The 24488-nt window shown below is 62.7% G+C and carries 24 protein-coding genes; 17 read left to right on the forward strand and 7 right to left on the reverse strand.

From position 1 onward, the window contains the following. The coding region (locus E4U03_RS12825) for a hypothetical protein (RefSeq protein WP_209304136.1) at positions 1-434 on the forward strand (434 nt) is incomplete at its 5' end. A 110-nt stretch (positions 435-544) separates the two neighbouring features. On the opposite strand, the gene E4U03_RS06620 is transcribed toward E4U03_RS12825, so the two are convergent. Beyond that, positions 545-1222, reverse strand: a complete 678-nt coding sequence (locus E4U03_RS06620; RefSeq protein WP_083091991.1) for a Crp/Fnr family transcriptional regulator — start codon at positions 1220-1222, stop codon at positions 545-547. A gap of 376 nt (positions 1223-1598) precedes the next feature. Here E4U03_RS06620 and E4U03_RS06625 point away from each other — a divergent pair, with 376 nt between their 5' ends. Next, complete coding sequence (locus tag E4U03_RS06625) at positions 1599-2771, forward strand: MarP family serine protease (protein ID WP_135012659.1); 1173 nt, start codon at positions 1599-1601, stop codon at positions 2769-2771. 21 nt (positions 2772-2792) lie between these two features. Here E4U03_RS06625 and aroQ read toward each other — a convergent pair whose 3' ends face one another. Both aroQ and acs read right to left on the reverse strand, forming a co-directional pair. After that, complete coding sequence (gene aroQ, locus E4U03_RS06630) at positions 2793-3248, reverse strand: type II 3-dehydroquinate dehydratase (RefSeq protein ID WP_135012661.1); 456 nt, start codon at positions 3246-3248, stop codon at positions 2793-2795. 114 nt (positions 3249-3362) lie between these two features. Then, positions 3363-5300 carry an acetate--CoA ligase gene (acs, locus tag E4U03_RS06635; protein ID WP_135012663.1) on the reverse strand — a complete coding sequence of 646 codons (1938 nt, stop codon included), beginning with the start codon at positions 5298-5300 and terminating at the stop codon, positions 3363-3365. Positions 5301-5479: 179 nt separating this feature from the next. Here acs and nth point away from each other — a divergent pair, with 179 nt between their 5' ends. Then, a complete protein-coding gene (nth, locus tag E4U03_RS06640) occupies positions 5480-6382 on the forward strand; it encodes an endonuclease III (protein WP_135012665.1) in 903 nt (300 codons plus the stop codon). A 7-nt stretch (positions 6383-6389) separates the two neighbouring features. After that, positions 6390-7133 (forward strand): NUDIX hydrolase, encoded by a 744-nt coding sequence (locus E4U03_RS06645; RefSeq protein WP_135012667.1) that lies wholly within the window; start codon positions 6390-6392, stop codon positions 7131-7133. Positions 7134-7284: 151 nt separating this feature from the next. Here E4U03_RS06645 and E4U03_RS06650 read toward each other — a convergent pair whose 3' ends face one another. Continuing rightward, on the reverse strand, positions 7285-9054 hold the full coding sequence (locus tag E4U03_RS06650) for a bifunctional 3'-5' exonuclease/DNA polymerase (RefSeq protein ID WP_135012669.1): 1770 nt from the start codon (positions 9052-9054) through the stop codon (positions 7285-7287). Between the two features lie 113 nt (positions 9055-9167). Here E4U03_RS06650 and E4U03_RS06655 point away from each other — a divergent pair, with 113 nt between their 5' ends. From E4U03_RS06655 to E4U03_RS06680, 6 genes are all read left to right on the forward strand, one after another. Continuing rightward, positions 9168-10289 (forward strand): TadA family conjugal transfer-associated ATPase, encoded by a 1122-nt coding sequence (locus E4U03_RS06655; RefSeq protein WP_135012671.1) that lies wholly within the window; start codon positions 9168-9170, stop codon positions 10287-10289. Next, entirely contained in the window at positions 10289-11005 is a 717-nt protein-coding gene (locus tag E4U03_RS06660) for a type II secretion system F family protein (RefSeq protein ID WP_135012673.1), read from the forward strand. Before E4U03_RS06655 ends, E4U03_RS06660 begins: the two co-directional genes overlap by 1 nt. Further along, positions 11005-11478 carry a type II secretion system F family protein gene (locus E4U03_RS06665; RefSeq protein WP_135012675.1) on the forward strand — a complete coding sequence of 158 codons (474 nt, stop codon included), beginning with the start codon at positions 11005-11007 and terminating at the stop codon, positions 11476-11478. The genes E4U03_RS06660 and E4U03_RS06665 overlap by 1 nt, the downstream gene beginning before the upstream one ends. 137 nt (positions 11479-11615) lie before the next feature. Continuing rightward, positions 11616-12110: a DUF4244 domain-containing protein gene (locus tag E4U03_RS13740; RefSeq protein ID WP_416220617.1), complete on the forward strand. Its 495-nt coding sequence runs from the start codon at positions 11616-11618 to the stop codon at positions 12108-12110. Positions 12111-12223: 113 nt separating this feature from the next. After that, the gene (locus E4U03_RS06675; protein WP_135012677.1) at positions 12224-12604 is read left to right on the forward strand and encodes a TadE family type IV pilus minor pilin; all 381 of its coding nucleotides are present in this window, start codon (positions 12224-12226) and stop codon (positions 12602-12604) included. After that, positions 12601-13008 (forward strand): Rv3654c family TadE-like protein, encoded by a 408-nt coding sequence (locus E4U03_RS06680; protein WP_228065972.1) that lies wholly within the window; start codon positions 12601-12603, stop codon positions 13006-13008. The genes E4U03_RS06675 and E4U03_RS06680 overlap by 4 nt, the downstream gene beginning before the upstream one ends. A 33-nt stretch (positions 13009-13041) precedes the next feature. On the opposite strand, the gene E4U03_RS06685 is transcribed toward E4U03_RS06680, so the two are convergent. Continuing rightward, positions 13042-15615, reverse strand: a complete 2574-nt coding sequence (locus E4U03_RS06685) for a DEAD/DEAH box helicase (RefSeq protein WP_416220618.1) — start codon at positions 15613-15615, stop codon at positions 13042-13044. Between the two features lie 177 nt (positions 15616-15792). On the opposite strand from E4U03_RS06685, the gene E4U03_RS06690 reads away from it, so the two are divergent. The 3 genes from E4U03_RS06690 to E4U03_RS06700 are packed head-to-tail and all read left to right on the forward strand — an operon-like array spanning position 15793 to position 17697. Beyond that, positions 15793-16233: a pyridoxamine 5'-phosphate oxidase family protein gene (locus tag E4U03_RS06690; protein ID WP_228065974.1), complete on the forward strand. Its 441-nt coding sequence runs from the start codon at positions 15793-15795 to the stop codon at positions 16231-16233. A 49-nt stretch (positions 16234-16282) separates the two neighbouring features. Further along, on the forward strand, positions 16283-17167 hold the full coding sequence (locus E4U03_RS06695; protein ID WP_135012679.1) for a rhodanese-related sulfurtransferase: 885 nt from the start codon (positions 16283-16285) through the stop codon (positions 17165-17167). Next, entirely contained in the window at positions 17164-17697 is a 534-nt protein-coding gene (locus E4U03_RS06700; protein WP_135012681.1) for a GyrI-like domain-containing protein, read from the forward strand. The genes E4U03_RS06695 and E4U03_RS06700 overlap by 4 nt, the downstream gene beginning before the upstream one ends. Before the next feature lie 120 nt (positions 17698-17817). Here the strand turns inward: E4U03_RS06700 and E4U03_RS12830 are convergent, their stop codons facing one another. Together E4U03_RS12830 and E4U03_RS06705 are read right to left on the reverse strand one after the other, a co-directional pair. Further along, entirely contained in the window at positions 17818-17994 is a 177-nt protein-coding gene (locus tag E4U03_RS12830; protein ID WP_167752347.1) for a hypothetical protein, read from the reverse strand. 54 nt (positions 17995-18048) lie between these two features. Continuing rightward, entirely contained in the window at positions 18049-18366 is a 318-nt protein-coding gene (locus E4U03_RS06705) for a thiamine-binding protein (RefSeq protein WP_135012683.1), read from the reverse strand. Positions 18367-18406: 40 nt separating this feature from the next. Between E4U03_RS06705 and E4U03_RS06710 the strand changes: the two genes are divergently transcribed. The 4 genes from E4U03_RS06710 to E4U03_RS06725 all read left to right on the forward strand — a co-directional run bounded on the left by E4U03_RS06710 (position 18407) and on the right by E4U03_RS06725 (position 24486). After that, complete coding sequence (locus tag E4U03_RS06710; protein ID WP_135012684.1) at positions 18407-20047, forward strand: DUF7059 domain-containing protein; 1641 nt, start codon at positions 18407-18409, stop codon at positions 20045-20047. A 9-nt stretch (positions 20048-20056) separates the two neighbouring features. Next, entirely contained in the window at positions 20057-20476 is a 420-nt protein-coding gene (locus E4U03_RS06715) for a pyridoxamine 5'-phosphate oxidase family protein (RefSeq protein WP_135012686.1), read from the forward strand. Between the two features lie 138 nt (positions 20477-20614). After that, positions 20615-23425, forward strand: coding sequence for a type I DNA topoisomerase (gene topA / locus E4U03_RS06720; RefSeq protein ID WP_135012688.1), 2811 nt, complete (start codon positions 20615-20617; stop codon positions 23423-23425). Positions 23426-23499: 74 nt separating this feature from the next. Continuing rightward, on the forward strand, positions 23500-24486 hold the full coding sequence (locus E4U03_RS06725; RefSeq protein ID WP_135012690.1) for a Ppx/GppA phosphatase family protein: 987 nt from the start codon (positions 23500-23502) through the stop codon (positions 24484-24486). The last annotated feature ends 2 nt before the right edge of the window (positions 24487-24488 follow it).

Below are 24488 nucleotides of genomic sequence, written 5' to 3' on the forward strand. Positions count from 1 at the left end.
CTCCCACCCCGCTCACCCCGGTTGAGGCTGAAAACGTCACCGACATCGACGAGAGCGGAACCTTCGGCCTGGTTCTGGCCAACAGCAACGACATCTACGCCGCAACCTACAGCCCCGACCGGGGCCACTGGCTCATGGGTGGAAAAATCTCTACGGTTGGAGCCAAATCCCTAGAGCTCTGCGGCCATCAGCGTCTCAGCGAGACAGTTCTGGTCTACTGCCAAGCCCGTGCCGAAGGGGCCACACTGCTGACCAGCGCCGATAACGGGCTTACCTGGACCACCCACGAGCTAGACCCAGCCGCCTCCTACCTGTTAGAGGCCTACTACACCAACGAAACCTACACCCTCGAAGTTGGCTACCCGGCCTGGGTGCCCTCAAGCAGCACCACCCTCATCACCTCATCCGACGGCCTTACCTGGCAGACCCGCTAACCACCGGCGTCCGCCCCCTGCCCCCGGGCAGGTGCAAAAAACCGGGTGGTCAGCTCTAGCTGACCACCCGGTTTTAGAGTATTGAGAGCAGTCAGGACGCCAGCCCCACCTTAGCGGGAGCGCTGGCGCAGACGCTGCAGGTCGAGGATGACCACAGCGCGAGCTTCCAGACGGATCCAGCCGCGGGAAACGAACTCGGCCAGAGCCTTATTGACGGTCTCACGGGAAGCGCCGACCAGCTGGGCCAGCTCTTCCTGGGTCAGTTCGTGGGCAACCAGCACACCGTCGGTAGCAGGACGGCCGAAGCGGTCAGCCAGGTCAAGCAGGGCCTTGGCAACGCGACCGGGAACGTCTGAGAAGACCAGGTCGGCCAGGTTCTCGTTGGTGCGGCGCAGGCGGCGGGCCAGAGCCTGCAGAACCTGAGCGGAGATGTTGGGGGACTTCTCCATGGCCTTGCGCAGGGACTCGTGCTTCACGCCTGCCAGGCGGGTCTCAGAGACAGCGGTTGCGCTGGTTGAACGGGGTGAGGGGTCAAACAGGGCCATCTCACCGAAGATTTCGCCGGGGCCCATGATAGCTACCAGGTTCTCACGACCGTCAGAGGCAGTGCGGCCCAGCTTCATCTTGCCTGAGATAACGAAGTAGAGCTGGTCGCCCTGGTCGCCTTCGTAGAAGAGGGTGGCGCCGCGTGAAAGGTCAACTTCGGTGATGTCTTCGGTCAGTGCTGCAAAGGCTTCGTCGTCGAGTGAAGCGAACAGCGGAGCACGGCGTAGTACTTCAATATCCATGGTTCTCTTTTACTCCTGAAATGGTGGATCTAAAGGGCGATTCGAGTGCGGTGCCCTGTACGTACAGGGCGGGCAGACTTCTAAGCATAGTCTTTGCCTGGTTCATCACACAGCACTTTTATCTGTGACTTATTCAACTATTACGAGCCTACAGGATATTTGGTGCTTTCGATACCCAAAGACTGCGGGCATAGGGTGCATCACCGAGAATTTTTCCCTAGTTTCCGCCTATTTTTTCAGGTTGGGAGTGTAGGCTGTGGTATTCCTGTGAGGGCTGAGCACCGGCAGGGCCCGCTCTATTTGCCTCGGTGTGTCTTGCCGCTGCGATAGATAGCGGAGCCAGGCCCGCTCGGCCCTCCCCGTTGAATGGAGAGTCATGACCGTACTTGACTGGGTCATTATCGCTATTATCGCCCTCTACTTTTTAGCCGGTATACGGCAGGGCCTCTTTGTCACCCTCGGCACCTTCGTAGGTTTCGTGCTGGGCGCAGCTGCCGCTATTTATGCTACCCCCTGGGTGATTAACCAGGTCAATTCGCGGTGGCACCTTCTTGCCGGACTGGGGACAGTGCTCGCCTGCCTGGTGCTGGGGCAGACCCTGGGCATGACCCTGGGTAGCGCAATCCGTAGGGCAAGCGACCGCACACCCCTGCGCGGCCTAGAGCGACTTGCAGGCGGTGTTCTCAACATGGTGCTGGCTTCGCTGGTCATCGTGACCGTGGTGCTGGTCGTCCGCCCCCTGGGCATCCCCGCGGTGACTGCCCTTACCGCGGAATCTAAGGTGGTGACCTGGATGATGCAGGTGACCCCGGCGTCCGCCCAGGAGAAGGTCACCGAAATCCGCGGCCAGATTGTGCAGGCTACCGGCCTGCCCGAGATTTCTCAGCCGCTTTACCCTGAGCAGTCCGCCCCGCTCGGCACCATCGAAACAGCCGCTCTGGAAGAAGCCGGCTGGTCGGTAGTGCAGGTCGTGGGCGCAGCCCAGGCCTGTAATTACACATCTGAGGGCTCGGGCTTCGTGGTGGACGGCGGCCTGGTCGTCACCAATGCCCACGTGGTGGCGGGAGTCAGCACCCCAACCCTGCTGAGCCGCGACAGCCAGGCCGTCACCGGCGATGTGGTCTACTACGACACCGAACGCGATATCGCCATTATCAGCGCCCCAGACCTGGCCCTCGCCCCCCTGACCGTCAACGGAGCCGAGGTCGCTTCGGACACCGAGGTTGCCTTTATGGGCTACCCGGGCGGCGGCCCCTTCACCAGCCGGGCCGCAATCGTCCAGGGGCTCGGCTACACCCAAACCATCAATTCGCAGACCGGCGAAACCAACCCCTCCCGTCTGGTCTACCAGCTAGCTGCCCAGGTCCAGCAGGGCAACTCGGGCGGCCCTGTACTCACCGAGGATGGGCAGGTCATGGCTATGGTCTTTGCCAAGTCGACCCAGAGCCAGACCGGCTACGCTGTTCCGGCCTCGCAAATTCTTGAGGCTCTGGCCCAGGTCAGCGCTGCCTCACCCGAGGTTGCCACCGGCCAGTGCGTACCTAACTAGGGCTTCGCGGTCTGGGCGCGACTAGCCCAGGTGGCGGGCTAGGAAGGTGAGGGCTAGCTCGTAGCCTTGGGCACCTGCACCGGCAATCACAGCGATCGCCTGGGGCGATACGTAGGAGTGGTGGCGGAAGGGCTCCCGCTTGTGCACGTTAGAGAGGTGTACTTCGACGACCGGCAGTTCGGCTGCTTCCAGGGCGTCATGCAGGGCCACAGAAGTGTGGGTGTAGGCTGCCGGGTTGATGATGATACCGGCGGACGCGGTACGGGCTGCCTGGATTGCGTCGATGAGGTCGCCCTCGTGGTTGGACTGCATGAAGCTCACTTCGTAGCCCAGCTCAGCGGCTTGGGCGCGCAGAGTGGCTTCGATATCGGCTAGGGTGGTGTGCCCGTAAATCTCGGGTTTGCGTACGCCGAGCAGGTTGAGGTTGGGTCCGTTGATCACGGAGATATGTCGTGGTGCAGTCTGTGGTGTTGCCATAGCTTTTAGTTTTTCACACGAAAACGCCCGCCTCCAGCTTGCTGCCATAGATGGAGCACAATGGGGCGGGCGTTTAATCAAAAACACTGGCCTCATCCTGTTGTGTCGTGCGTTCTAACCCTTCTTGAAGTTAGCCTCGATGGTTTCCATGACGGTGGGGTCTGCCAGGGTGGTGGTGTCGCCGACCGGGCGGTCTTCGGCGACGTCCTTGAGCAGACGACGCATAATCTTGCCGGAGCGGGTCTTGGGCAGATCATCCACAATCAGCACGCGCTTGGGCTTGGCAATCGGGGAAATCTCAACGCCCACGTGAGCACGAATCTGCTCTGCCAGCTCGGTCTCGTCGTGCTCTGCTGCCTTGGCTTCGTCGTTGAGGATGACGAAGGCCATGACGGCCTGGCCGGTGGTTTCGTCGGCTGCACCAACAACTGCTGCCTCGGCGACGGCGGGGTGGGAGACCAGGGCCGATTCGATTTCGGGGGTGGAGAGGCGGTGGCCGGAGACGTTCATGACGTCGTCCACGCGGCCCAGGACCCAGAGGTCGCCGTCGGCATCGCGCTTGGCGCCGTCACCAGCGAAGTACATGTTTTCGAAGCGGGACCAGTAGGTGTCGACGAAGCGGTCGTCGTCGCCCCAGATGGTGCGGAGCATGGAGGGCCAAGGCTCGCGGATGGTCAGAAAGCCGGACTGCTCGTTGGGTAGGGACTCGCCCAGGTCGTCCACCACGTCGATGGTGATGCCGGGAATGGGCTGCTGGGCGCTGCCGGGCTTGGCTGCGGTGATGCCGGGCAGCTGGGAGACCATAATCGCGCCGGTCTCGGTCTGCCACCAGGTATCGACGATGGGGCACTTGCCGCCACCGATGACGCGGTGGAACCAGCGCCATGCTTCGGGGTTGATGGCTTCGCCCACGGTGCCGAGCACACGCAGGGTGGACAGGTCGTACTGGGCGGGGATGTCTTCGCCCCACTTCATCATGGTGCGGATAGCGGTGGGGGAGGTGTACATGATGGTCACCCCGTACTTCTGCACGATTTCCCAGAAGCGGCCGCGGTGCGGGGCATCGGGGGTGCCTTCGTAGATGACCTGGGTGGAACCGTTAATCAGGGGGCCGTAGGCGACGTAGGAGTGGCCTGTGACCCAGCCGACGTCGGCGGTGCACCAGTAAATGTCGGTTTCGGGCTTGAGGTCGAAGATGTTCTTGTGGGTGAAAGCGCCCTGGGTCAGGTAGCCGCCGGTGGTGTGCAGAATACCCTTGGGCTTGCCGGTGGTGCCGGAGGTGTAGAGGATGAAGAGGGGGTCTTCGGCGTTCTGGCGGGAGGGCTCGTGCTCGGTGGACTGTTCGGCAACCAGCTCGTGCCACCAGACGTCGCGGCCCTCAACCCAGTTGATGTCTTCGCCGTTGCGTTTGACGACCAGCACCTTTTCAACCGAGGAGCCACCCTTGGCCAGGGCGGTGTCGACAGCGGGCTTGAGCATGGAGGGCTTGCCGCGGCGGAAGGAGCCGTCGGCGGTGATGACCAGCTTGGCTTCGCCGTCCTCGATGCGGGAGAGCAGCGCGTCGGCTGAGAAGCCGCCGAATACCACGGAGTGCACAGCGCCGATGCGGGCACAGGCCAGCATAGCGATTACAGCTTCGGCAATCATGGGCATGTAGATAGCGACGCGGTCACCCTTAGAAATACCCAGGGATTCGATGCCGTTGGCTACACGGGAGACCTCGTCCTTGAGTTCTGCGTAGGTGTAGGACTTGGTGTCGCCGGGCTCACCCTCAAAAAGGATGGCGGTGCGGTCGCCGTTGCCTGCTTCGACGTGGCGGTCTACGGCATTGTAGCAGGCGTTGAGCTCGCCGTCTGCGAACCACTTGGCGAAGGGCGGGTTGGACCAGTCGAGGGTTTCGGTGAAGGGCTTGTACCAGGTGAGCAGGTTACGGGCCTGTTCTGCCCAAAAGTCGGTGCCTTTTTCTTTGGCTTCTTCGTAAATGCCGGGCTGGGCATTGGCCTGGGCTGAGAACTCGGCGCTGGGGGCGAAGACGTCCTGGGTGTCGGTCATGGTTTGCCTTCCTGTTCTGTGGGGCGCGTCATTGATGTGCGCCACAAATGGACTTTTTCTCACCTTAGCGCACCCTGTAGCGCTAGTCACAAATTTGTGCGTTCGTGTTACGCGAAATCAGGACGCCGGTGGCAGCTAACCGGGGCGCCGCAAGGACGGGCGGCGGTAGGCTTGGGTATATGCCCCTACATGCCGATGTACCTCTTAGCCCTGACGAGCTCGCCCAGCTTGAAACCCGCTCTGTACCCGAGCCCAAAGCGCGCGCGTCCGCCCGAAAGCACGCCCGCGCGGCAGCTCATGGTGAGACCGAAAGCCCCCTAGCCCTCACCCGTCGCGCCCGCAAAATTAACCGTATTTTGGGGGAGACCTACCCCTATGCGGTTGCCGAACTCGACTTTGATAATCCCTTTGAGCTCCTGGTAGCTACAGTCCTCTCGGCTCAAACCACCGACGTGCGCGTGAATGCCACCACCCCCGAACTTTTTGCCCGCTACCCCGATGCGGCGGCGCTGGCGTCCGCGCGGATTGAAGACGTGGAATACATCGTGCGGCCCCTGGGCTTCTACCGCTCCAAGGCCAAGGCAATCGTGAACCTGGCAGCCCAGCTGATGGCAGATTACCGCGGGCAGGTACCGGGCAGGCTTGAGGAGCTGGTGAAGCTCCCCGGGGTGGGGCGAAAAACCGCTTTCGTGGTGCTGGGTAATGCCTTTGGCAAGCCGGGTCTTACCGTCGATACTCACTTCGGCCGCCTAGCCCGCCGCTTTGGCTTCACCACCGAAGATGACCCCGTTAAGGTCGAACACGACGTCGCTGAGCTGTTTGAACCCAAGGACTGGACGCGGCTTTCCCACCGCCTGGTCTACCACGGCCGCCGTATCTGCCACGCCCAAAAACCGGCCTGCGGGGCCTGCCCCGTTGCGGACCTCTGCCCGGCCTACGGTGCCGGTGAAACCGACCCGGTGGCGGCAGAAAAACTGCTCAAGTACGAGATGGCTCCGGGGCGCGAGCGCCTGCACCTGCGCTTTGTGCAGGGCGCTACCCGTCGCCAGCTGCGGGAAGAGGGGTGGACGCTCAGTGCCTAGGGAAGAGATGTCAGGGGAAGAGATAGCGGGACAGCACTCCGCCCTAGCAGCCCTGCAGGAGTTGGCGGAACGGGCCCCGAGCGTTGTGCGCCCCGAGGATTCGTGGCCGATTGGGCAGATGGACCCGGGCACCGTTAAAGAGGCCGCTGTGCTGGTGCTGATGGGGGTGCTTGATGAGGCTCCGGCGCAGAATACCGGGTGCGGCACGGTTGCTTCGGACCTTGACCTCTTGGTGCTGGTGCGGTCGGATGCCCTGCGCCACCATGCCGGTCAGCCTGCCCTACCCGGTGGGCGGATTGACCCTGAGGACTACGACGAGGCAGCCCGTACCGGCCGAACCGTCCAGCAGGTAGCTGCCCTGCGGGAGGCTGTGGAAGAGACCGGCCTGCAGGCTGAGGGGGTGCGCCTGCTGGGTCAGCTCCCGGCGGTTGATTTACCGGTCAGTAATTACCGGGTGACTCCCGTACTGGGCTGGTGGGATTTGCCGACCCCGGTGGAGGCAGTAGACCGGAACGAGTCAACCCTGGTGGTGCGTGTACCGGTGGCAGACCTTCTGAACCCGGCTAACCGGCTGACCATGACGGTGACTCGCGGCCGGACCAGGCACAAGTCCCCGGCTTTTGAGGTGACCGGCGACTTCGCCCCCTTTACCATCTGGGGTTTCACCGGCAACCTGCTCTCCCGTGTCTTTGAAGAGCTGGGCTGGGAAGAGCCCTGGGATAAGAAGCGCACCCGGGAAGCTGGAAGCTAAAATCTGCTACACCGGCCAGGGCAGTAGGACGGGCGCGGTGTAGCCAGCTGGCTGGGTCTGGCGTGAATCGGGGCGAGCGCTCTGCGCGAGCTCCGAGAGGGTCAGCTGGCGAACCGCGTCTGTCTGCGCCTGTCCGCCTGCCTTATCTGCCCTACTTAGCTTGTGAATAATCGTCGGTGGTGACCACGGTGACGGGGAATTCGACGTCGGTGGGACCGAAGATGAGTTCGGCGGCGGCTTGCGCTGATTCGCGCACAATTTCGGCGGCGCGGGCTGATTCGCCGACTGGCCCGTAGAGCATGATTTCGTCGTGGAGGAAGTAGACCAGGCGGGTTTGCATGCGTTTGCCGAAGCGGCGTTCGGTGCGGAGGCGTTTGCGGATTTGGGCCATCCAGATGATGGCCCATTCGGCGGCGGTTCCCTGGATAACGAAGTTGCGGGTGAAGCGGCTGTGGGCGCGGGCTGCTGAGCGGGCGGCACGTTCGTCGGCAGCGGTGACCTGGTTGCGTTGGGCTTGGAACCAGGCGTGGGAGGGAGCGGGGGAGGTACGCCCCAGATAGGTGGTGACCTGCCCGCCGCGGAGACCTACGTCGGCAGCGCGTTCGGTGAGGCCGATAGCGGCTGGGAACATTTTTTTGAGGTGGGGCATGAGTTGTCCGCCTTCGCCGGTGGTGGCTCCGTACATGGCGGCCAGCAGTGCGATTTTGGCGTGGGAGCGGTCGTTGAGCACGCTGCCGGTGCGTTCGCCGATGTGGGCGATGCCGAGGTAGAGGTCGGTGCCGCGTCCGGCGACGGCGAGGGCACGGTCGCCGCTCATGACGGCGAGGATGCGCGGTTCGATTTGGGCGGCGTCTGCGACGGTGAGTATCATGCCCTCTTCGGCGCGGATGGCGGGGCGGACGTCCTTGGGGATTTGCATGGCGCCGCCGCCGTGCCCGCCCCAGCGGCCGGTGGCGGCGGAGCCGACTTCGTAGGTGGGGTGGAAGCGGTTGTTGGTTACCCAGGTGTCGAGCCAGTTCCAGCCGTTGGCGGTGTAGAGGCGGGCGAGGCGTTTGTAGTCGAGCAGGGGGCGGACGAGCTGCCAGCGTTCTTCGCGCAGGTGGGGGACGGCGTTGGCCCATTCGGTGAGTTCCCATTTGCGGGTGGAGGTGACTGAGTGGCCGGCTGCCTGGAGGGTTTTGAGGACTTCTTGGGGTGAGTCGGGGTTGAGGTTGGGGGCGCCGAGTTCTTCGCGGATGCGGGTGGCGAGGCGCTCCATCTTGTAGGGGCGGTCGTAGCCTGTGGGGCGGGGGCCGAGGGCGTGTTCGAGGATTTTTTCGTGGATGGTGCGGTTCCAGGGCATGCCGTAGTGCTTCATTTCGGCTGCGATGAGGGCGCCCTGGGATTCTGCGGCGAGTAGGAGGGAGAGCCGGGCTGGGGCTGGGCAGGCGGCGACGGCCTCTAGCTGGGTACGGAGTTCGGTGAGCAGGGCGGACGCGGTTGGACCGGCGGCCTCGTGCTGTTCGGGGGAGGCTGGGTCTAGGTCGTCAAAGAGGGAGGTTTGCCCCTCGATTTGTAGCCTGGCGGGTAGCACTCCTGCCGGGGGCGCGGGTTCGGGGGTGAGGTCGATGGTGGGCGTGTAGGGCAGCCGGTTTTGGGCTCGGGTGGCGGCGGTGAGCAGGATTCGCTGGGTAAGGCGCAGGTCGTGGCAGGACGCCGGTGAGACGCCAGCTGCCAGCAGGGCGGGCATGAGCTCGCGGGCGTCCGCCCAGGCCCAGCGGATCACCCGGTGCGGGTTTTGGGCTTCTACCGCCCGCACAAAGTCGGGGAGCTTAGTGAAGGGGAAGGTCCGGTGGGTGCCTGAGCTGGTGTCGTTCAGCGTAATGGCCTCCCACAGGGGCGTATCGCCGGGTGAGGTTGCTGGGCCAAGTACGATGTACATCTTTCTATTATGCCGTTTGCGCTGTTCACAGGGCTAGACACGGCACTTCTTCTGTGGCATAAAGAGAGGCAAGAGAAAGATGCCGGGGCAGGGGCCTACCCTGAAAGGTAGCCATGCCCGATACTGAGATGCGTGTGCGCCGGTCGCGGCGCCGTTTCTTTGAGCCCCTCCCCACAGACCTACCCGATGATGTGCCGCTCTTAGCGGTAGAACCGGCCGAGACCGACCTGGGCCCGCTCACACCCCTGGTGAGCAGGGAAGGGCTGACCGATATTTTCGTTAACGGCCCCCAGGATATCTGGTACGAGACTGCCGGTACCCTGCACCGGGCTGCCATTACCTTCCCCGACGACGAAGCCGTCCGGGCACTTGCTACCCGGCTGATTCTATCGGCAGGTGGCCGCCTGGACGACGCCTACCCGGCTGCCGACGTCCAAACCCAGCAGGGAATCCGCATCCACGCCCTGCTTCCGCCCCTGAGCCGCTCCGGCACCCTGCTCTCCTTGCGCCTGCAACCGGCCCAGCGCCCGTCCTTACGGCAACTACAAGAGCGCGGCATGATGGGGCGCGAGTTGGAGCAGGTGCTGCGGCAGCTGGTGCGCTCGCGGGCTAATCTGCTGGTCAGCGGGGGAACGGGTACCGGCAAGACCACCCTGCTGGGTGCCCTGCTGCAGGAGGCGGACGCCGGTGAGCGGCTACTGCTGGTAGAAGATACTTCTGAACTGCGCCTAGATCACCCGCATACTGTGAGCCTGCAGGCCCGGGCAGCTAACGCCGAAGGCCAGGGCGAGGTGGGGCTTGCCGAGCTGATTCGGCAGGCCCTTCGTATGCGGCCCAGTCGGCTGGTGGTGGGTGAGTGCCGCGGTGCTGAGGTCATGGACATGCTGACGGCTATGAACACCGGCCACTCCGGAAGCGGTACCACGGTGCACGCTAACTCAGCAGGGTCTGTGCCTGCCCGGCTTTACGCCATGGGGGCCCTCGCTGGGGTAAGTGGCCAGGCTGTGGCCCTACAGGCTGCGACAGCACTGGATTATATTGTGCACCTTGAACGCGAGGGTAAGCACCGTATGGTACGCGGGGTTTACCGGCTGGTAGGCGGGCACAACCTTGCCGTTGAGCCGGTCTGTACCGTGGAGCCGCGCCGCCGTGGCACCTACCTGCGCTGGCACCCCGGTAGTGAAGAGCTCCAGCAGGCAGCCGGGCTGCCTCAGAGCGCAGGAATGGGTGCCTAATGCCGGTCGATAGTCTGAAAAGTCTTGGGGCTCGCAGCGATTCTGTGGGTTTAGAAGAGCTGGAGCTATGGCCCGATGCCATCTGGCGTCTTGCCGCCCTGCTGCGCGCGGGGTGCTCCCCGGCGCAGGCCTGCACCCACGTGGCGGCCTATCTGGTAGGGCTAGAACAGGAGGAGCGTACCGAACAGAAATCCGGCCTGCTCCCAATTGTGGGAAAGCTGCGGCTGTCCGCGCGTCAGCAGCAGGGCCTCGAAGGTGCCCGGGCCCAGATGGCCCAGCTTTTTGAGACCGCAAGCGCTCAAGCTCAGAAGGGCCTGCCCCTAGCCGGTGTGTATCTGAAGGCTGCCGGGCAGGCTGAGCTGCGCGAGAGCGTGAGACAGGGAGCCGCCAGGGTGGCAGCCTGCTGGCAGGTGGGGGAGCGGACGGGCGCCTCACTAGCCCAGGTGTTTGAGCGCCTAGCCCGCTACCTGGAGACGGAAATTGATTTGCGCCAGCAGCGGGAGACGGCTTTGAGCGGGCCGCGGGCTACCGGGCGAATCCTTTCCTGGCTGCCTTTTGTGGGGTTGGGGCTGGGGATCCTGATGGGTACGGATCCCTTAGGGGTTCTTCTAGGCTCAGTTCCCGGAGCTCTTGCCGGGTGCCTGGGGCTGGCGCTGGCCTGGTGCGGCAACCGCTGGACGGCCCGCCTGATTCGCCGTGCGGAAGAGGGGCAGTGATGCTGGCTTTACCGAGAGCGGAGAAGCAGCCCCGGGCGTCCGCTCCTGAACTAGATGCTGCCCTCTACCTGGATATGGCGGCGACCATGCTCGCGGCAGGGCTTTCGATCCCTGCGGTGTTGCACCAGCTGGGCCAGCTTGAAGAAGGCAGATACGAGGCGGAACTGACCGCTGTGGTGGAGCGCCTCTATCAGGGGAAGAGCTGGGCGGACGCCTGGGAGCAGCCGGTTGCCCCAGGGCTCCTTGGCCTATATGAGGCACTGGGGCTGACGCTGAGCACGGGTGCACCGAGCGCCCAGTTGGTGAGGGTACTGGCCCAGCGGCAGCGCCGCCACCGGCAACGGGCCTACGAGAAGTCAGCTACCCGGCTGAGCGTCAAACTGGTGGTGCCGCTGGGAGCTTGCTCGCTACCGTCCTTTATCTGCCTGGGAGTGGTGCCCGTTCTCATCGCCCTGTTTCCGGCGCTTTTTTAGAAGCGGGCAGGCGGTACGGACAGGTTGTCCACAGGCGCCCGGTGGAGGGCTCCGAGGCGTCATAAAGGTGTCACGGCTGCACCGCTGAAGCGGAGGCCGGGAGCCTTGCTACCTAAAAAGACAGGAGAGCAGACCCGCTGCCTTTATCCACAGGTAACACTTCTCTTTACGCCATCTCAGGCGACTGGAAAGCTACAGGTACCTCGGGTGAAGGCCCCGGCGTCTTTCTCACTACCTCAACCCGCCCCTTACCCCGTCTTCACCCGAGCTCACCCGAAAGAACACAGCGCTTCGGCAAGGCTGCCGAGGAGCGCCACATCAAGGAGGAAACCGTGTCGAACACTCACCCCACATCACCTGTCGTTGGCAGCAAGCTCTCCCGCCAGGGAGAGAACCTGCTTGCACCTGAGAAGCACTTCCAGCAGCGGGCAAGTGCCCCGGACCTTGCAGAAGGCCAGGTCTTTCAGGCCGGTCTCGACGACCCCGAAGCGGGCGCTACGACCGCCGAGTACGGAATCGTCATGTTAGCGGCCGTAGGCTTTGCAGGTCTGCTCGTGGTCATCCTCAAATCTGAAGAAGTCCGCCAGATGCTGCTGGGGCTGGTGCAAACAGCCCTCTCAACCGGAGCATAGACCGCCTTCTGTCTCTGTACCCGGGCTGAACTGCCCGGGTACAGAGACAGGAAAATCCATAATCGATACCTGAAAGCCCTGGAACCCTCAGCACTATATAAGGTGGTGATACCGTGCAGACCCTAGCTGCAACAGAAGATGAGAGAGGGTCAAGCACCGCCGAGTTTGCGGTCATACTCCCGGCTCTTGTATTCGTTCTGGCCCTGGTGCTGGGAGCTGCCGCAACCGGCATCGTGCAGCTCAAACTGGAAGAGGGCGCTCGCCTGGGAGCCCGGGCAGCAGCCCGCGGGGAAACAGCCGAGACCGTAACCCGCATCGTGCAGGAGATAGACCCCGCAGCTACCGTCACCCTGGCTCAGAACGACGACATGACGGTCGTAACGGTGAGCAGGCAGGCTCCGGGAGTTATGGGAAAGGTCAGCGGCTGGACGCTTACCGCCGATGCCCGGGCCCTCACGGAGCAAGGCCCTGCGTCAGAAGGTGGCAGCCCATGATGGCGTTTACCGGGGCTAAACGGCCCACTGACACTGAGCAGTCCACCGACTCTGAGCGGGGGAGCAGCACCGTTGCCACGGTGGGCCTGGTCTGCGCTCTTCTTATTCTCGGGGCTACCTGCGCCGGACTCATTGGGGTCATTACCGCGCAGCACCGAGCAGCGGCAGCAGCGGATCTAGCCGCCCTTGCCGCAGCGGACGCAGCCCGTGGCCTTGCTCCCGGGGAGCCCTGCGCGGTAGCCGAGCGTGTTGTCCAATCCAACGGGGCTCAGCTGGGTGGCTGCAGCCAGCCCTCCGGGTTGGGTGGGACGGTGGACGTCCGCACCCTCGTTGATATCACTGGCCCCTTTGCCTTCCTCGGCCCTGCTGAGGGTCTATCCCGGGCTGGGCCACCTGCTTCCTGATAACCGAGGCCAGCCCCGCTCGCTATATCAAGGCTAGAAGGGGTCGTCGGTAACGTCGAAGCCGGTCAAAGACTCAGCTACACTCACCGGGGTAGGTTTCCCCTCCGCCCGGTGCCCCACCGCGTAACTCTCGGCTCCTGTTTCCCCAGCTACCTGGCTTTTAACCACCGGGCCTAAGGGCTTGAGTAGTCTTCTGCGCTCTTCATCAGTGAGTTCATCGGCTTCAACGAGCAGGGCAGCTAAAAGCCGGGCTGCACCCGCCTTATGCAGGGGCTCGTTCCGGTTACCGCACTTGGGGGACTGTACACACGAAGGGCAGCCCAGCTCGCACTCGCAGGCCAAAATCGTATCGAGAGTGGCCCGCAACCAGTGGCCCACCTGCTCAAAGCCCCGCTCGGCAAAGCCAGCCCCACCAGGGTGGCCGTCGTAGACGAAAATCGTGGGCTGTTCGGTATCGATATGAAAGGCGGTCGATAAACCACCGATATCCCACCGGTCGCAGGTAGCTACCAGGGGGAGCAAGCCAATAGCAGCGTGCTCAGCTGCATGCAGAGCCCCGGGGATATCCCTCTCATGAATACCTGCAGCGTGCAACAGGGTAGCTGGCATAGCCCACCAGATAGCCCTGGTCTGAAGCTCCTGCGGGGCAAGGTCAAGCGGCTCATCACCCAGAACCTGCTGGCCCACCAGGGACTTCCGCTGGTAGCCCACCACCTGGGACCGGACCCGCACCCTGCCGTAGTTCAACGATACCTGCCCCTGCTGCCGCGTTTCCTCAGCACCCAGCACGGTAACTTCGGTGATATCACGAGACTGGGTGTAATAATCGGGGCTCACCGCAGAGACCGCAATAACCTTGTTGTCCTCATCAAGATCTTCCACCACATAGGTCTTGCCCCGGTGAGTGTAAATAGCGCCGGGGTGCCCCTGGGAGTGGGCGTGGCCGTCGTCCATACTGCCAATCACAGCACCCGTTTCGCAGTCAATAATCTGCAGGGGAGAACCACCCCCACGCAGGTTCACAAAATCACTGGCAGACTCGGGATGGGGCCAGAACCAGCCGGTGGCCCGCTGCCGCAGGTAGCCCTGCTCCACCAGACGGCCCAACAGCGCCTCGGTGGTGCGCCCAAAGACCATGAGCTCCTCCCGGCGCAGGGGAATCTCAGCTGCCGCAGCACACAGATGCGGACTAAGCACATAGGGGTTCTCAGGGTCGAAAATGGTTTTTTCAACCGGCCGGTCAAAGATATCTTCGGGGTGGTGCACCAGGTAGGTATCGAGGGGGTCTTCGCTAGCAATCAGGACGGCAAAAGCGTCCTGCCCTGCCCTGCCCGCTCGCCCTATCTGCTGGTAGAAGGACGCCCGCGTCCCCGGCCATCCGCCCACCAATACGGCATCCAGCCCCGCAATATCAATACCCAGCTCCAGGGCGTTGGTCGAGGCTACGCCCAGAATCTCCCCCCGGCGTAGGCTAGCCTCAAGAGCCCGCCGCTCCTCGGGCAGGTAGCCTGCCCGGTAGGCTGCGATACGGGCAGAAAGGCCGGGCTCAACCTCATCGAGATAGCGGCCAGCGGTCTGAGCGATAGCTTCAGCCCCGCGACGGGACTTAATAAAGGAAATCGTGCGGGTACGGTTTACCACCAGGTCAGTGAGCATCTCAGCGCTCTGGGTAATAACCGACTTACGCACCGGCGCCCCGTTCTCACCCGCACCATTGCCCTGGGCACCGGGCCGAACGCTCACACCGTTGGCGTGGGCAGAGAGCTTATCCTTGACCGCAGCCGCATCGGTAAACTCCGGCTCCCACAAGAGCACATGGGTAGCACCGCGCGGAGCGGTACTCTCAGTTACCGCAGTAACCGCGGTGGGCCGCGACCCAATCAGCCGGGCAAAAGACTCAGCAGGCTCCGCACTGGTAGCAGATGCCCCAATAAACACCGGGGTGGCACCGTAGTAGCGGCACACCCGCCGCAATCGCCTCATCAGCAGAGAAACATGGGCCCCAAAGACGCCCCGGTAGCCGTGGGCCTCATCCACAATCACATACTTGAGCTTGCGCAAAAAACCAGACCAGCGGGCATGATTGGGCAAGATAGCGTGGTGCAGCATATCCGGGTTAGCCAGAATAAAGTTGGCGCGCTCGCGAATAAAGCGGCGGTCGGCCTGCGGGGTGTCACCGTCGTAGCTCTCGGCCACGAGCCCGGGAAGTCCTAAGTTGCGCAGGGAGGCCAGCTGGTCTGCTGCTAGGGCCTTGGTGGGGGAGAGATAGAGGGCCGTTGCCCGCCCTGAATCAAAGCCGCTAGCCTGGGCTTCGAATTCACCCCGGTAGATAGCGTCGAGGGCGGGTAGCTGGTAGGCCAGGGACTTACCCGAGGCGGTTCCCGTTGCCAGAATAACGTGCCGGTTGCCGGGGGAGTCGTGCGCAGCCGTCGCCGCCTGCACCTGGTGCAGGTAGGGCTCGGCAACCCCTAGGTTCTGGTAGGCCTCGACCACCCGCGGGTGGGCCCAGGATGGCCAGGGGGCAGTTTCTGCGCGCCGGACAGGTAGGGTGCGCACATGGGTGACCTGCTCAGGTAAGGAAGCCAGCCCCAGCTGGTCAAGCACCACAGCCAGCTCACCGGGCTGAGGAGCGTGAGTGGACTGGGCTCCGGCTGGGTGTGAGCGCGGGGGAAGGGCATCGGTAGGCACCCGTCTATTATGGCACCGCGAGGGCGGGAGTAAATATTTGCTCTTTCTGCCCCATTATCTGTGACCTGCACTATAAGGGGTGGGATAATGGGCTCTATGAGTATTCCAATGAACATTCAGGGTAAGAAGGCCACCGAGCAGGAGCCTGTGGTCACGGTTCTCACCGAAGAGCAGATTTGGGAGCTGCTTGAAGGCACCCGGTTTGCCCGTCTGGGTACGGTAGGTGAGGACGGCTACGTGCACATCACCCCGCTCAACATTGTGACCGACGGGGTTCGCATTTTCTTCCGAACCGCTTCCGGTAGCAAGCTCACCCAGCTTTTGATGAACGAGAAAGTAACCGTGCAGTTCGACCGGGCCGAGGGCAGTCACGCCTACTCGGTCAATGTCTTTGCCACCGCCCGTCTGCTGACCGAAACCCGCGAAATTGACTACGTTGGCAAGCTCAACCTTGAGCCTTGGCTCGATACCGAGAAGCTGGAGTTTGTGGAGCTGACCCCGCAGAAAATGACCGGGCGCCGCTTCCGCCTGGGCTAGGAGCGTTGATTGCCGCCCGGCCGAGAGGCATAAGGTCTAAAATAGGGGTGTGTCTCAAGAAAAAATTATCCTCTACTACTGCTTCGCCCCTGTGACCGACTCCAAGGCCGTGATGCTGTGGCAGCGTGCCCTCTGCGAGAAGCTGGGCCTGACCGGCCGCATCCTGATCTCTAAGCATGGCATCAACGGTACCCTGGGCGGCGACATCAACGCCCTGAAACAGTACGGTAAGACTACCCGCCAGTACCCGGGCTTCGAAAAGCTCGAACTCAAGTGGTCTGACGGTAGCGCTAGCGACTTCCCCCGCCTCTCGGTGAAGGCCCGCAACGAGATCGTCGCCTTCGGTACCCCCGATGAACTCATCGTCGATGAAAACGGTGTGGTGGGCGGCGGCGTACACCTGAAGCCTGAAGAAGTGAACAAGCTAGTTGAAGAACGCGGCGACGAGGTCGTCTTCTTCGACGGCCGCAATGCCTTCGAAGCAAAAATCGGCAAGTTCAAGAACGCCATTGTGCCCGATGTGCGCACCACCCACGATTTCATTCAAGAGATCGAATCGGGCAAGTACGATGACCTCAAAGACAAGCCCGTCATTACCTACTGCACCGGCGGTATCCGCTGCGAAATTCTTTCGGCCCTGATGAAGAACCGCGGCTTCAAAGAGATTTACCAGATCGACGGCGGCATCGTGCGCTACGGCGAAAAGTACGGCGACTCTGGCCTCTGGGAGGGCTCACTCTACATCTTCGACAAGCGCCAGCACATGAACTTCTCACCCGACACCGTCACGATCGGCGAGTGCGAACACTGCGGCGCTAAGGCTAACACCTTCGTCAACCTCGATGTGGACGGCGTGCGCGACCTAGTGCTCCTGTGCCCCGACTGCCAGGCCAAGGCAGAGGCTGAGCGCGAGGCTGCGGCAACGTCAGCATGAGTGAGCAGAAAACCCCGGCCTACGAAACAGCTCTGATTGAGTACGGCACCTTTATAGTCGCCGGTGTTACCGACCCGGCGACCGAAGAGAGCGACTTCGGCTCCTGGTGGGAACGCCTCTACAGCACACTTGAGTCGGGCGGGGGTGACCTGGCCGCCCAGCGCCTGGCTGCGGTAGAAAAGCTGCAGAAGGTGGGCGTCGTAATGCCGGACGCCGACGATACCGGTTTTACCTACACGGCGGGTTTCATGGTGCCCGGCGGTATTAAGGACGTCGCGGCCCTGGGGCTGACCGGCGTGATGGTACCGGCCGCTATGTACGCTACCGTCCTGGTGCAGGGGGCCATTACCCCGGGCGTCCCCCCTGCCCATATCAAGGCAGGCTTCAACCACCTGGCCAGTACCTTTATCCCCTCGAAGGGGCTGGAGCCTACCGGCGTCTGCCTAGAAGTGTACGGGCCCGGTGAAATAACCGACGAGAACTACCGTATGTATCTCTGGCAGGCTGTAACAAGCCCGCAGGCCGCCTAAAGAGACAAAAAATACCTCCCGCAGTGCGATATGCGGGAGGTATTTCTCTCTAAAGTATGTGCGCTTGCGCGCCCCTGGATAACGGTTGAACTGGTGTGGTAATACCGAAGGGAAAAATCTTTAGGAGTTCTGCTCTACGACCAGTTCGGCCTCAAGCTTCTCGATAATCTCTGCGATGAAGGCGGGACCACCGTTAGCGGCCTTTTCCTTCCAGACAGCGATGGACTTTTCCAGTTCGGCAATTTTTTCTGCATTTGCTATAAGGTAAATATAACCTAGACCTCTAGAAAAAATCACCTTGATTATTATCTCTTGGTTCAAGAACCTGTTAGCTAGGTGTCTACCTAGAAGCTAGCCCTCAGCTCTGCGGGCGATGGCATCTTCGAGGCGGTCGAGTTTGCCTGTGAGTTCGCCTGAGTCGTGACCTGGGCGAATATCGGCTTTGAGCACGAGAGAGACCCGGTTGCCGTACTTTCCAACGGCTTCGGTGGCTGCTTTGATGACGGCCATGCACTCGTCCCAGTCACCTTCGATGGTGGTAAACATGGCGTCGGTGCGGTGGGGCAGGCCCGAATCGCGGACAATCTGGACGGCTTCTGCAACGGCGTCGTGCACGGACCCGGACGGGTCGCCGCCGCCGGTGGGGGCTACAGAGAATGCAAATAACATGTCTCTACCGTACCGCTCATACGGTTAAATAGAGAGCGTGATGACTTCTGATTTTTCTCGTGTTCCCGGTGCCCCCGTCAGCGCCGATACTGCCGCCCTCACCCGCCTGCACACTGCCCTGACCGAGCTTAACTACACCTACGACGGTATCGAGGAGCTGCTGGGGTCCCGCGCTTTTGAGGCCATGACCCGCGACCAGGTGGTGCCCGGCCTCTACCGGGTGAGCCAGATTCTGGGGCAGGACGCTACATCAGAAACCTTTACCACCGCCCAGCGGAACCTGGCCCAGCTGGTGCGCTTCTTCCTCTTTGGTACTGCCCTGCCCGGTGGGGACCTTGAGGACGCCCTGGGGGCAGGTAGTCTGGACCTGCTGCTGAATCTGGGGCTGGCGGAGCCCACCGAGGAGGGCTTGGTGCAGGCTGCCGTAGACCTGCGGCCGCATGCCGCAGACGATGGAACCGAACTCTTTGTAGCCAGCGATTTGGGCGCCCACCAGCGCCCCGGCGTCCTGCGTAAGGACCACGTGCTGGGTATCGGACATGCCTCCCTTACCCTGGCCCAGCTAACCGAGCGAACCCCCGTAGACCGGGCCCTTGATTTGGGCACCGGCTGCGGCATCCAGGTCTTCCACCTGCTGGCCCATACCCGCTACGTGACCGCTACCGATATTTCTGAGCGTGCCCTGGTCTTTACCCGCTTTAACCTGCTGCTCAATGCGTCCGCCCTGAACCTTGATGTGGCCAACCTCGAAGAGCGTGTGAGCTTGCGCTTGGGCTCCCTGCTCGAACCGGTTGCTGGTGAAACCTTCGACCTGGTGGTATCTAACCCGCCCTTTGTTATCACCCCGCGCAGCGACCATGAGAGCCCCGAAGACCAATTCACCTACCGCGACGGCGGCATGGCAGGGGACGGTATCGTCTCAACCCTGGTGCAGCAGCTACCCACCGTGCTCGCCCCCGGTGGGCGCGCCCAGATGCTGGGTAACTGGGAAATCCCCGTTGACGGGCAGGACGGCCCCGCCGACTGGGCAGACCGCCCCCGCGCCTGGGTGGGGGAGGAAACCGAAGCCTGGTTCATCCAGCGCGAGGTACTTGAACCAGAACAGTACGCCGAAACCTGGCTGCGCGACGCCAGCGAAAACCGCGACCCCGCCCACTTTGAAGCCGCCTACACCGCCTACTTGCGCGACTTCGCCTCCCGCGGGGTTGGCTCTATCGGGTTTGGCATGATCTGGCTGCGTAAGCCGAACCCGGCGTCCGCAGGGGAGCGCCTGCACCGCTTCGAAGAAATCACCTACCCCATCCAGCAACCTATCGCCCCTTTTATCACCGAGGCGGTGGAGCACTTTGATCAGGTCACGGACCTGAGCGATGCTGACCTGTTAGAGAAATACCTGGTTGTTGCCGAGGACGTGACCGAAGAACGCCATGCCACCCCCGGCTCCGAGCACCCCTCCGTGATCCTGCTGCGTGCAGGTGCCGGGCTGCGCCGTACCATCCTAGAAACCACAGAGACCTCCGGCTTTGTCTCCGCCTGCGACGGGGAACTGACCGCTGGCCAAATCGTCGGTGCCCTAGCTGCCCTGCTGGGCTGGGAAACCGAAGAACCCAGACAAGTATTAATCAGTAACATGCGCGAACTGCTTGAAAAGGGCTTTTTGCGGATTGACCAGGGCGACTAGACTGGGGCCATGGTAGAGAATCCTATTAAAACCCTGACCGAAGACCGCTGCTGGGAGCTGCTAGCTGCCTACGAGTTCGGCCGCCTGGCCCTGGCTGTTGGCGGGGAGGTAGATATCTACCCCGTCAACTTCGTGGTGCACGAGAAGAAAATCTACTTCCGCACCGCAGCCGGCCAGAAACTTTCAGAAGTCGTCATCAGCCGCAAGGCCGCCTTCGAAATTGACGAGGTCATCGACGGTACTGCCCGCTCCGTTGTCGTGCACGGCAACGCCCACTGGCTCACCAGTGAAGCCGACCTCGACGCGGTTGAAGCCCTGGGCCTGCGCACCTACTCACCGACCTACAAGACCAACTGGGTTGAGGTAGAGCCGGTGAGCGTCAGCGGGCGCGAGTTCGAAATCGGGGCAGAACCTGCCGACGAGCTTTAAGGGGAGTAAGGGGGCCAGCACCGGCGCTGGCCCCGCGCGCCCGCGATCTAAGGTCACATCGGTCTAAGTAGACACGAAGCCCCGTAAGTCGGCTATTGTTGTGCATACACGCGAAAAACCGATCCCAAGGAGCCCTCAGTGCCCACTAAGGCAACCACCGAGCACGGCAAGTCACTGCTGATTGTGGAATCCCCCTCGAAGGTGAAAACCATCAGCGGGTACCTGGGCGATGCCTTTATCGTTGAATCCTCCATGGGGCATATTCGCGACCTTCCCCAGCCCTCCGAGTTGCCCGATGAGCTCAAAAAGAGCCCCGTCGGCAAGTTTGCGGTCAACGTAGAAGAAGGCTTCGAGCCCTACTACGTGGTCAACCCCGACAAGAAAAAGAAGGTCACCGAGCTCAAGCGCCTGCTCAAAGAGTCCGATGCCCTCTACCTGGCAACCGATGGTGACCGCGAAGGTGAAGCCATTGCCTGGCACCTGTTGCAGGTGCTCAAGCCCAAGGTGCCCGTCTACCGTCTGACCTTCCCCGAAATCACCAAAGAAGCGATCCAGCGCGGCTTCAATGAACTGCGCGACATCGATAACAACCTGGTGGACGCCCAGGAAACCCGCCGCGTGCTCGACCGTATCTACGGTTACGAGCTCTCACCGGTCCTCTGGCGCAAGGTCTCCCGCGGCCTTTCAGCCGGCCGCGTGCAGTCTGTGGCAACCCGCCTGGTCGTAGAGCGCGAGCGCGAACGCATGGCCTTCCGTTCAGCTACCTACTGGGACCTCACTGGTACCTTCACCACCTCTGCCTCTGAATCCTTTACCGCCAAGCTCTCTGCTGTTGACGGTGCCCGCGTGGCTACCGGCAAGGACTTCGCCGACGACGGCACCCTCAAGACCAGCGCCCGCGGCAAGGTTGCCCACCTGGACGAAGCCGCCGCCAGCTCCCTGGCGAGCGCGCTGGCGTCCGCCGCTTTCGCCGTCCGCTCGGTCGACACCAAGCCCTACACCCGCCGTCCCGCTGCCCCCTTCACCACCTCAACCCTGCAGCAGGAAGCCGCCCGTAAGCTCCGCTTCTCGTCCCGCTCCACCATGCAGGTGGCCCAGCGCCTCTACGAGAACGGTTACATCACCTACATGCGAACCGACTCGGTTGCCCTGTCTGACCAGGCGACCCAGGCTGCCCGCAAGCAGGCAGCTGAACTGTACGGCGCTGACTTTGTGCCCGCCTCCCCGCGCGTCTATACCTCCAAGTCCAAGAACGCCCAGGAAGCCCACGAGGCAATCCGCCCTGCGGGGGATTCCTTCCGCACCCCCGCCGAGGCCAAGAATGCGCTGAGCATCGATGAATTCCGCCTCTACGAGCTGATTTGGAAGCGCACCGTCGCCTCCCAGATGGCTGATGCCAAGGGCTCCACCGCCTCCGTCCGCCTGGGCGTAACCGCCGCCGACGGCCGGGATGCCGAGTTCGCAGCGTCCGGCACCGTCATTACCTTCCGCGGCTTCCTCGCCGCCTACGAAGAAGGCAAGGACGCCCTGCGCGGCGAAGAGGGCAAGGGCGAGGCCAAAGACGGTAAGGACGACAAGCGCCTACCCAACCTGGCAGAAGGCGACTCCCTGCGCGGTAGCGATATCGAAGCTGCCCGCCACGAAACCTCACCCCCGCCCCGCTACACCGAGGCATCCCTGGTCAAGGCCATGGACGAGCTCGGTATTGGCCGCCCCTCAACCTACGCAGCCGTCATCTCGACCATTATGGACCGCGGCTACGTCAATAACCGCTCCGGCTCCCTGGTGCCCTCCTGGACCGCTTTCTCGGTCGTCCGCCTGCTCGAAGAGCACTTCGCTAAGTACGTGGACTACGAGTTCACCGCCGAAATGGAAGAAGACCTCGACCGCATTGCCCGCGGTGAAGAGGCCCGCCCCGAGTGGCTGTCTCACTTCTACTTCGGTGGGGGAGACAAGCGCGGCCTCAAGCTCATCGTTGACAACCTGGGCGACATCGACGCCCGCGCAATCAACTCTGTAGAGGTCGCCCCCGGGGTCAACCTGCGCGTGGGTAAGTTCGGCCCCTACCTTGAGACCGGCGGTGAGATCGACACCGAAACCGGCGAAATTAAGGACCCCGTCCGCGCCAACGTACCGGCCGACCTGGCACCCGATGAGCTGACCGAAGAAAAGGTCGCTGAACTGCTAGAAGCCGGTAAGAACGACGGCCGTGAACTCGGCGTTGACCCGGCCACCGGCCGCACCATTGTGGCCCGTGACGGCCGCTTCGGCCCCTACGTCACCGAGGTTATCCCCGAGATGACCGAGGAAGAAATCGCCGCCTGGATGGACGCCCAGCCCACCGAGTACTACAAGAACGGCAAGCCCAAACCCAAGAAGAAGCCCAAGGCTGAAAAGCCCCGCACCGGCTCCCTCTTCAAGTCCATGGACCTGGCAACCGTCACCCTGGACGACGCCCTCAAGATTATGGCCCTGCCTCGCGTGGTCGGTACTGATGCCGAGGGCATCGAAATTACCGCCCAGAACGGCCGTTTTGGCCCCTACCTGAAGAAGGGCACTGACTCCCGCTCCTTGGAGACCGAGGACCAGATTTTCTCCATCACCCTGGAGCAGGCCCTGGAGATCTACTCCCAGCCCAAGCAGCGCGGACGCGGCGTAGCCAAGCCCCCGCTGGCTGAGCTCGGTGTAGACCCGGTCTCTGAAAAGAAGATCGTGGTGAAGGACGGCCGCTTCGGCCCCTACATCACCGACGGCGTCACCAACATTACGGTGCCCCGCAGCGAAACCATCGAGTCCCTCACCCACGCCCGCGCGGTTGAGCTGCTCGCTGAGAAACGAGCTAAGGGCCCGGTTAAGCGCAAGACCGCCGCCAAGAAGCCGGCGGCTAAGAAAACCACGGCTAAGAAGACCGCTACCAAGAAGAGCACCGCTCAGAAAGCGGGCGAGTAGTCGGTTATAGCGTGGGTCCCGTCCTTGTACACTGGTAGGCAGGAAAACTTTTTGTCACCACTCAAGGGGGACCCATGCGCCTAGGCGTGCTCGATATTGGCTCAAATACCGGCCATCTGCTTCTCATTGAGGGGCAGCTAGGCTCCCGCCCCGAAGCCTACACCGCAGCCCACAAGGAGCCCCTACAGCTGGTCCGCTACATCGATGCGGACGGCAACATCACCGACGAGGGGCGTGACCGCCTCACTGCCTTCGTGAAGTCCGCGGTACTCTACGCTATCGAACACGGGGCAGAAGACCTGCTGGCCTTTGCCACCAGCGCCATCCGCGAATCCAAAAATGGCCCCGAGGTGTTGCAACACGTGCAGAACCAGACCGGCGTCAACCTCACCGAAATCACCGGCGACCAGGAAGCCGCCATCACCTACCACGCCGTGCGCCACTGGCAGGGCTGGGGCGCCGGCCGCATTCTCAACTTCGACATCGGCGGCGGTTCCTTCGAGTTCTCCACCGGCATGGACGCCTACCCCGACGACGCAATCTCCGTGCCGCTGGGTGCCACCCGCCTGACCGGCGACTGGTTCAGCGCCCCTGTGCCGTCCCCCAAGGAAATCAAAAAACTCCGCAAGTACGTGCGTGAAACCCTAGAATCCGTCGCCGAGACCCTGCTGGCCTACGGGCAGCCCAACATGGTCGTGGGCACCTCCAAAACCTTCCGCTCCCTCGCCCGCATCTGCGGGGCAGCCCCCTACTCGGCAGGCCCCTTCGTCAAACGTGAAATGCTGCTACAGGATCTGCGCCTGTGGACTCGCCGCATGGAAGCCATGCCCCCCAGCGAACGTGAGGACTTACCCGGGGTATCCGATGTCCGCGCCGAACAGATGCTAGCCGGGGCTATTGCGGCAGAAACCGCCATGGACGTCTTCGGCGTAGACCGCATGCGCGTTTCCCCCTGGGCCCTGCGCGAGGGGTTGGTGCTGCGCCGCCTGAACTACCTCTCCCAGCAGGGGCCCGAAGCCATGATTGCCCCCCGCTCCCTGGCAGAATTTGTGCAGGACTAGCC

Origin of the sequence: Rothia nasimurium (genome assembly GCF_004569295.1) — a bacterium.
GTDB lineage: Bacteria > Actinomycetota > Actinomycetes > Actinomycetales > Micrococcaceae > Rothia > Rothia nasimurium_B.

Excerpts from the sequence above, each read along its gene's own strand:
- E4U03_RS06655 (WP_135012671.1), top strand. The coding sequence starts at position 9,168 with ATGCCCGATACTGAGATGCGTGTGCGCCGGTCGCGGCGCCGTTTCTTT.
- E4U03_RS06725 (WP_135012690.1), top strand. The coding sequence starts at position 23,500 with ATGCGCCTAGGCGTGCTCGATATTGGCTCAAATACCGGCCATCTGCTT.
- E4U03_RS06660 (WP_135012673.1), top strand. The coding sequence starts at position 10,289 with ATGCCGGTCGATAGTCTGAAAAGTCTTGGGGCTCGCAGCGATTCTGTG.
- E4U03_RS06645 (WP_135012667.1), top strand. The coding sequence starts at position 6,390 with ATGTCAGGGGAAGAGATAGCGGGACAGCACTCCGCCCTAGCAGCCCTG.
- E4U03_RS06715 (WP_135012686.1), top strand. The coding sequence starts at position 20,057 with ATGGTAGAGAATCCTATTAAAACCCTGACCGAAGACCGCTGCTGGGAG.
- E4U03_RS06650 (WP_135012669.1), bottom strand. The coding sequence starts at position 9,054 with ATGTACATCGTACTTGGCCCAGCAACCTCACCCGGCGATACGCCCCTG.
- E4U03_RS06665 (WP_135012675.1), top strand. The coding sequence starts at position 11,005 with ATGCTGGCTTTACCGAGAGCGGAGAAGCAGCCCCGGGCGTCCGCTCCT.
- E4U03_RS06625 (WP_135012659.1), top strand. The coding sequence starts at position 1,599 with ATGACCGTACTTGACTGGGTCATTATCGCTATTATCGCCCTCTACTTT.
- acs (WP_135012663.1), bottom strand. The coding sequence starts at position 5,300 with ATGACCGACACCCAGGACGTCTTCGCCCCCAGCGCCGAGTTCTCAGCC.
- nth (WP_135012665.1), top strand. The coding sequence starts at position 5,480 with ATGCCCCTACATGCCGATGTACCTCTTAGCCCTGACGAGCTCGCCCAG.
- E4U03_RS06690 (WP_228065974.1), top strand. The coding sequence starts at position 15,793 with ATGAGTATTCCAATGAACATTCAGGGTAAGAAGGCCACCGAGCAGGAG.
- E4U03_RS06680 (WP_228065972.1), top strand. The coding sequence starts at position 12,601 with ATGATGGCGTTTACCGGGGCTAAACGGCCCACTGACACTGAGCAGTCC.
- E4U03_RS06700 (WP_135012681.1), top strand. The coding sequence starts at position 17,164 with ATGAGTGAGCAGAAAACCCCGGCCTACGAAACAGCTCTGATTGAGTAC.
- E4U03_RS06620 (WP_083091991.1), bottom strand. The coding sequence starts at position 1,222 with ATGGATATTGAAGTACTACGCCGTGCTCCGCTGTTCGCTTCACTCGAC.
- E4U03_RS06710 (WP_135012684.1), top strand. The coding sequence starts at position 18,407 with ATGACTTCTGATTTTTCTCGTGTTCCCGGTGCCCCCGTCAGCGCCGAT.
- aroQ (WP_135012661.1), bottom strand. The coding sequence starts at position 3,248 with ATGGCAACACCACAGACTGCACCACGACATATCTCCGTGATCAACGGA.
- E4U03_RS06705 (WP_135012683.1), bottom strand. The coding sequence starts at position 18,366 with ATGTTATTTGCATTCTCTGTAGCCCCCACCGGCGGCGGCGACCCGTCC.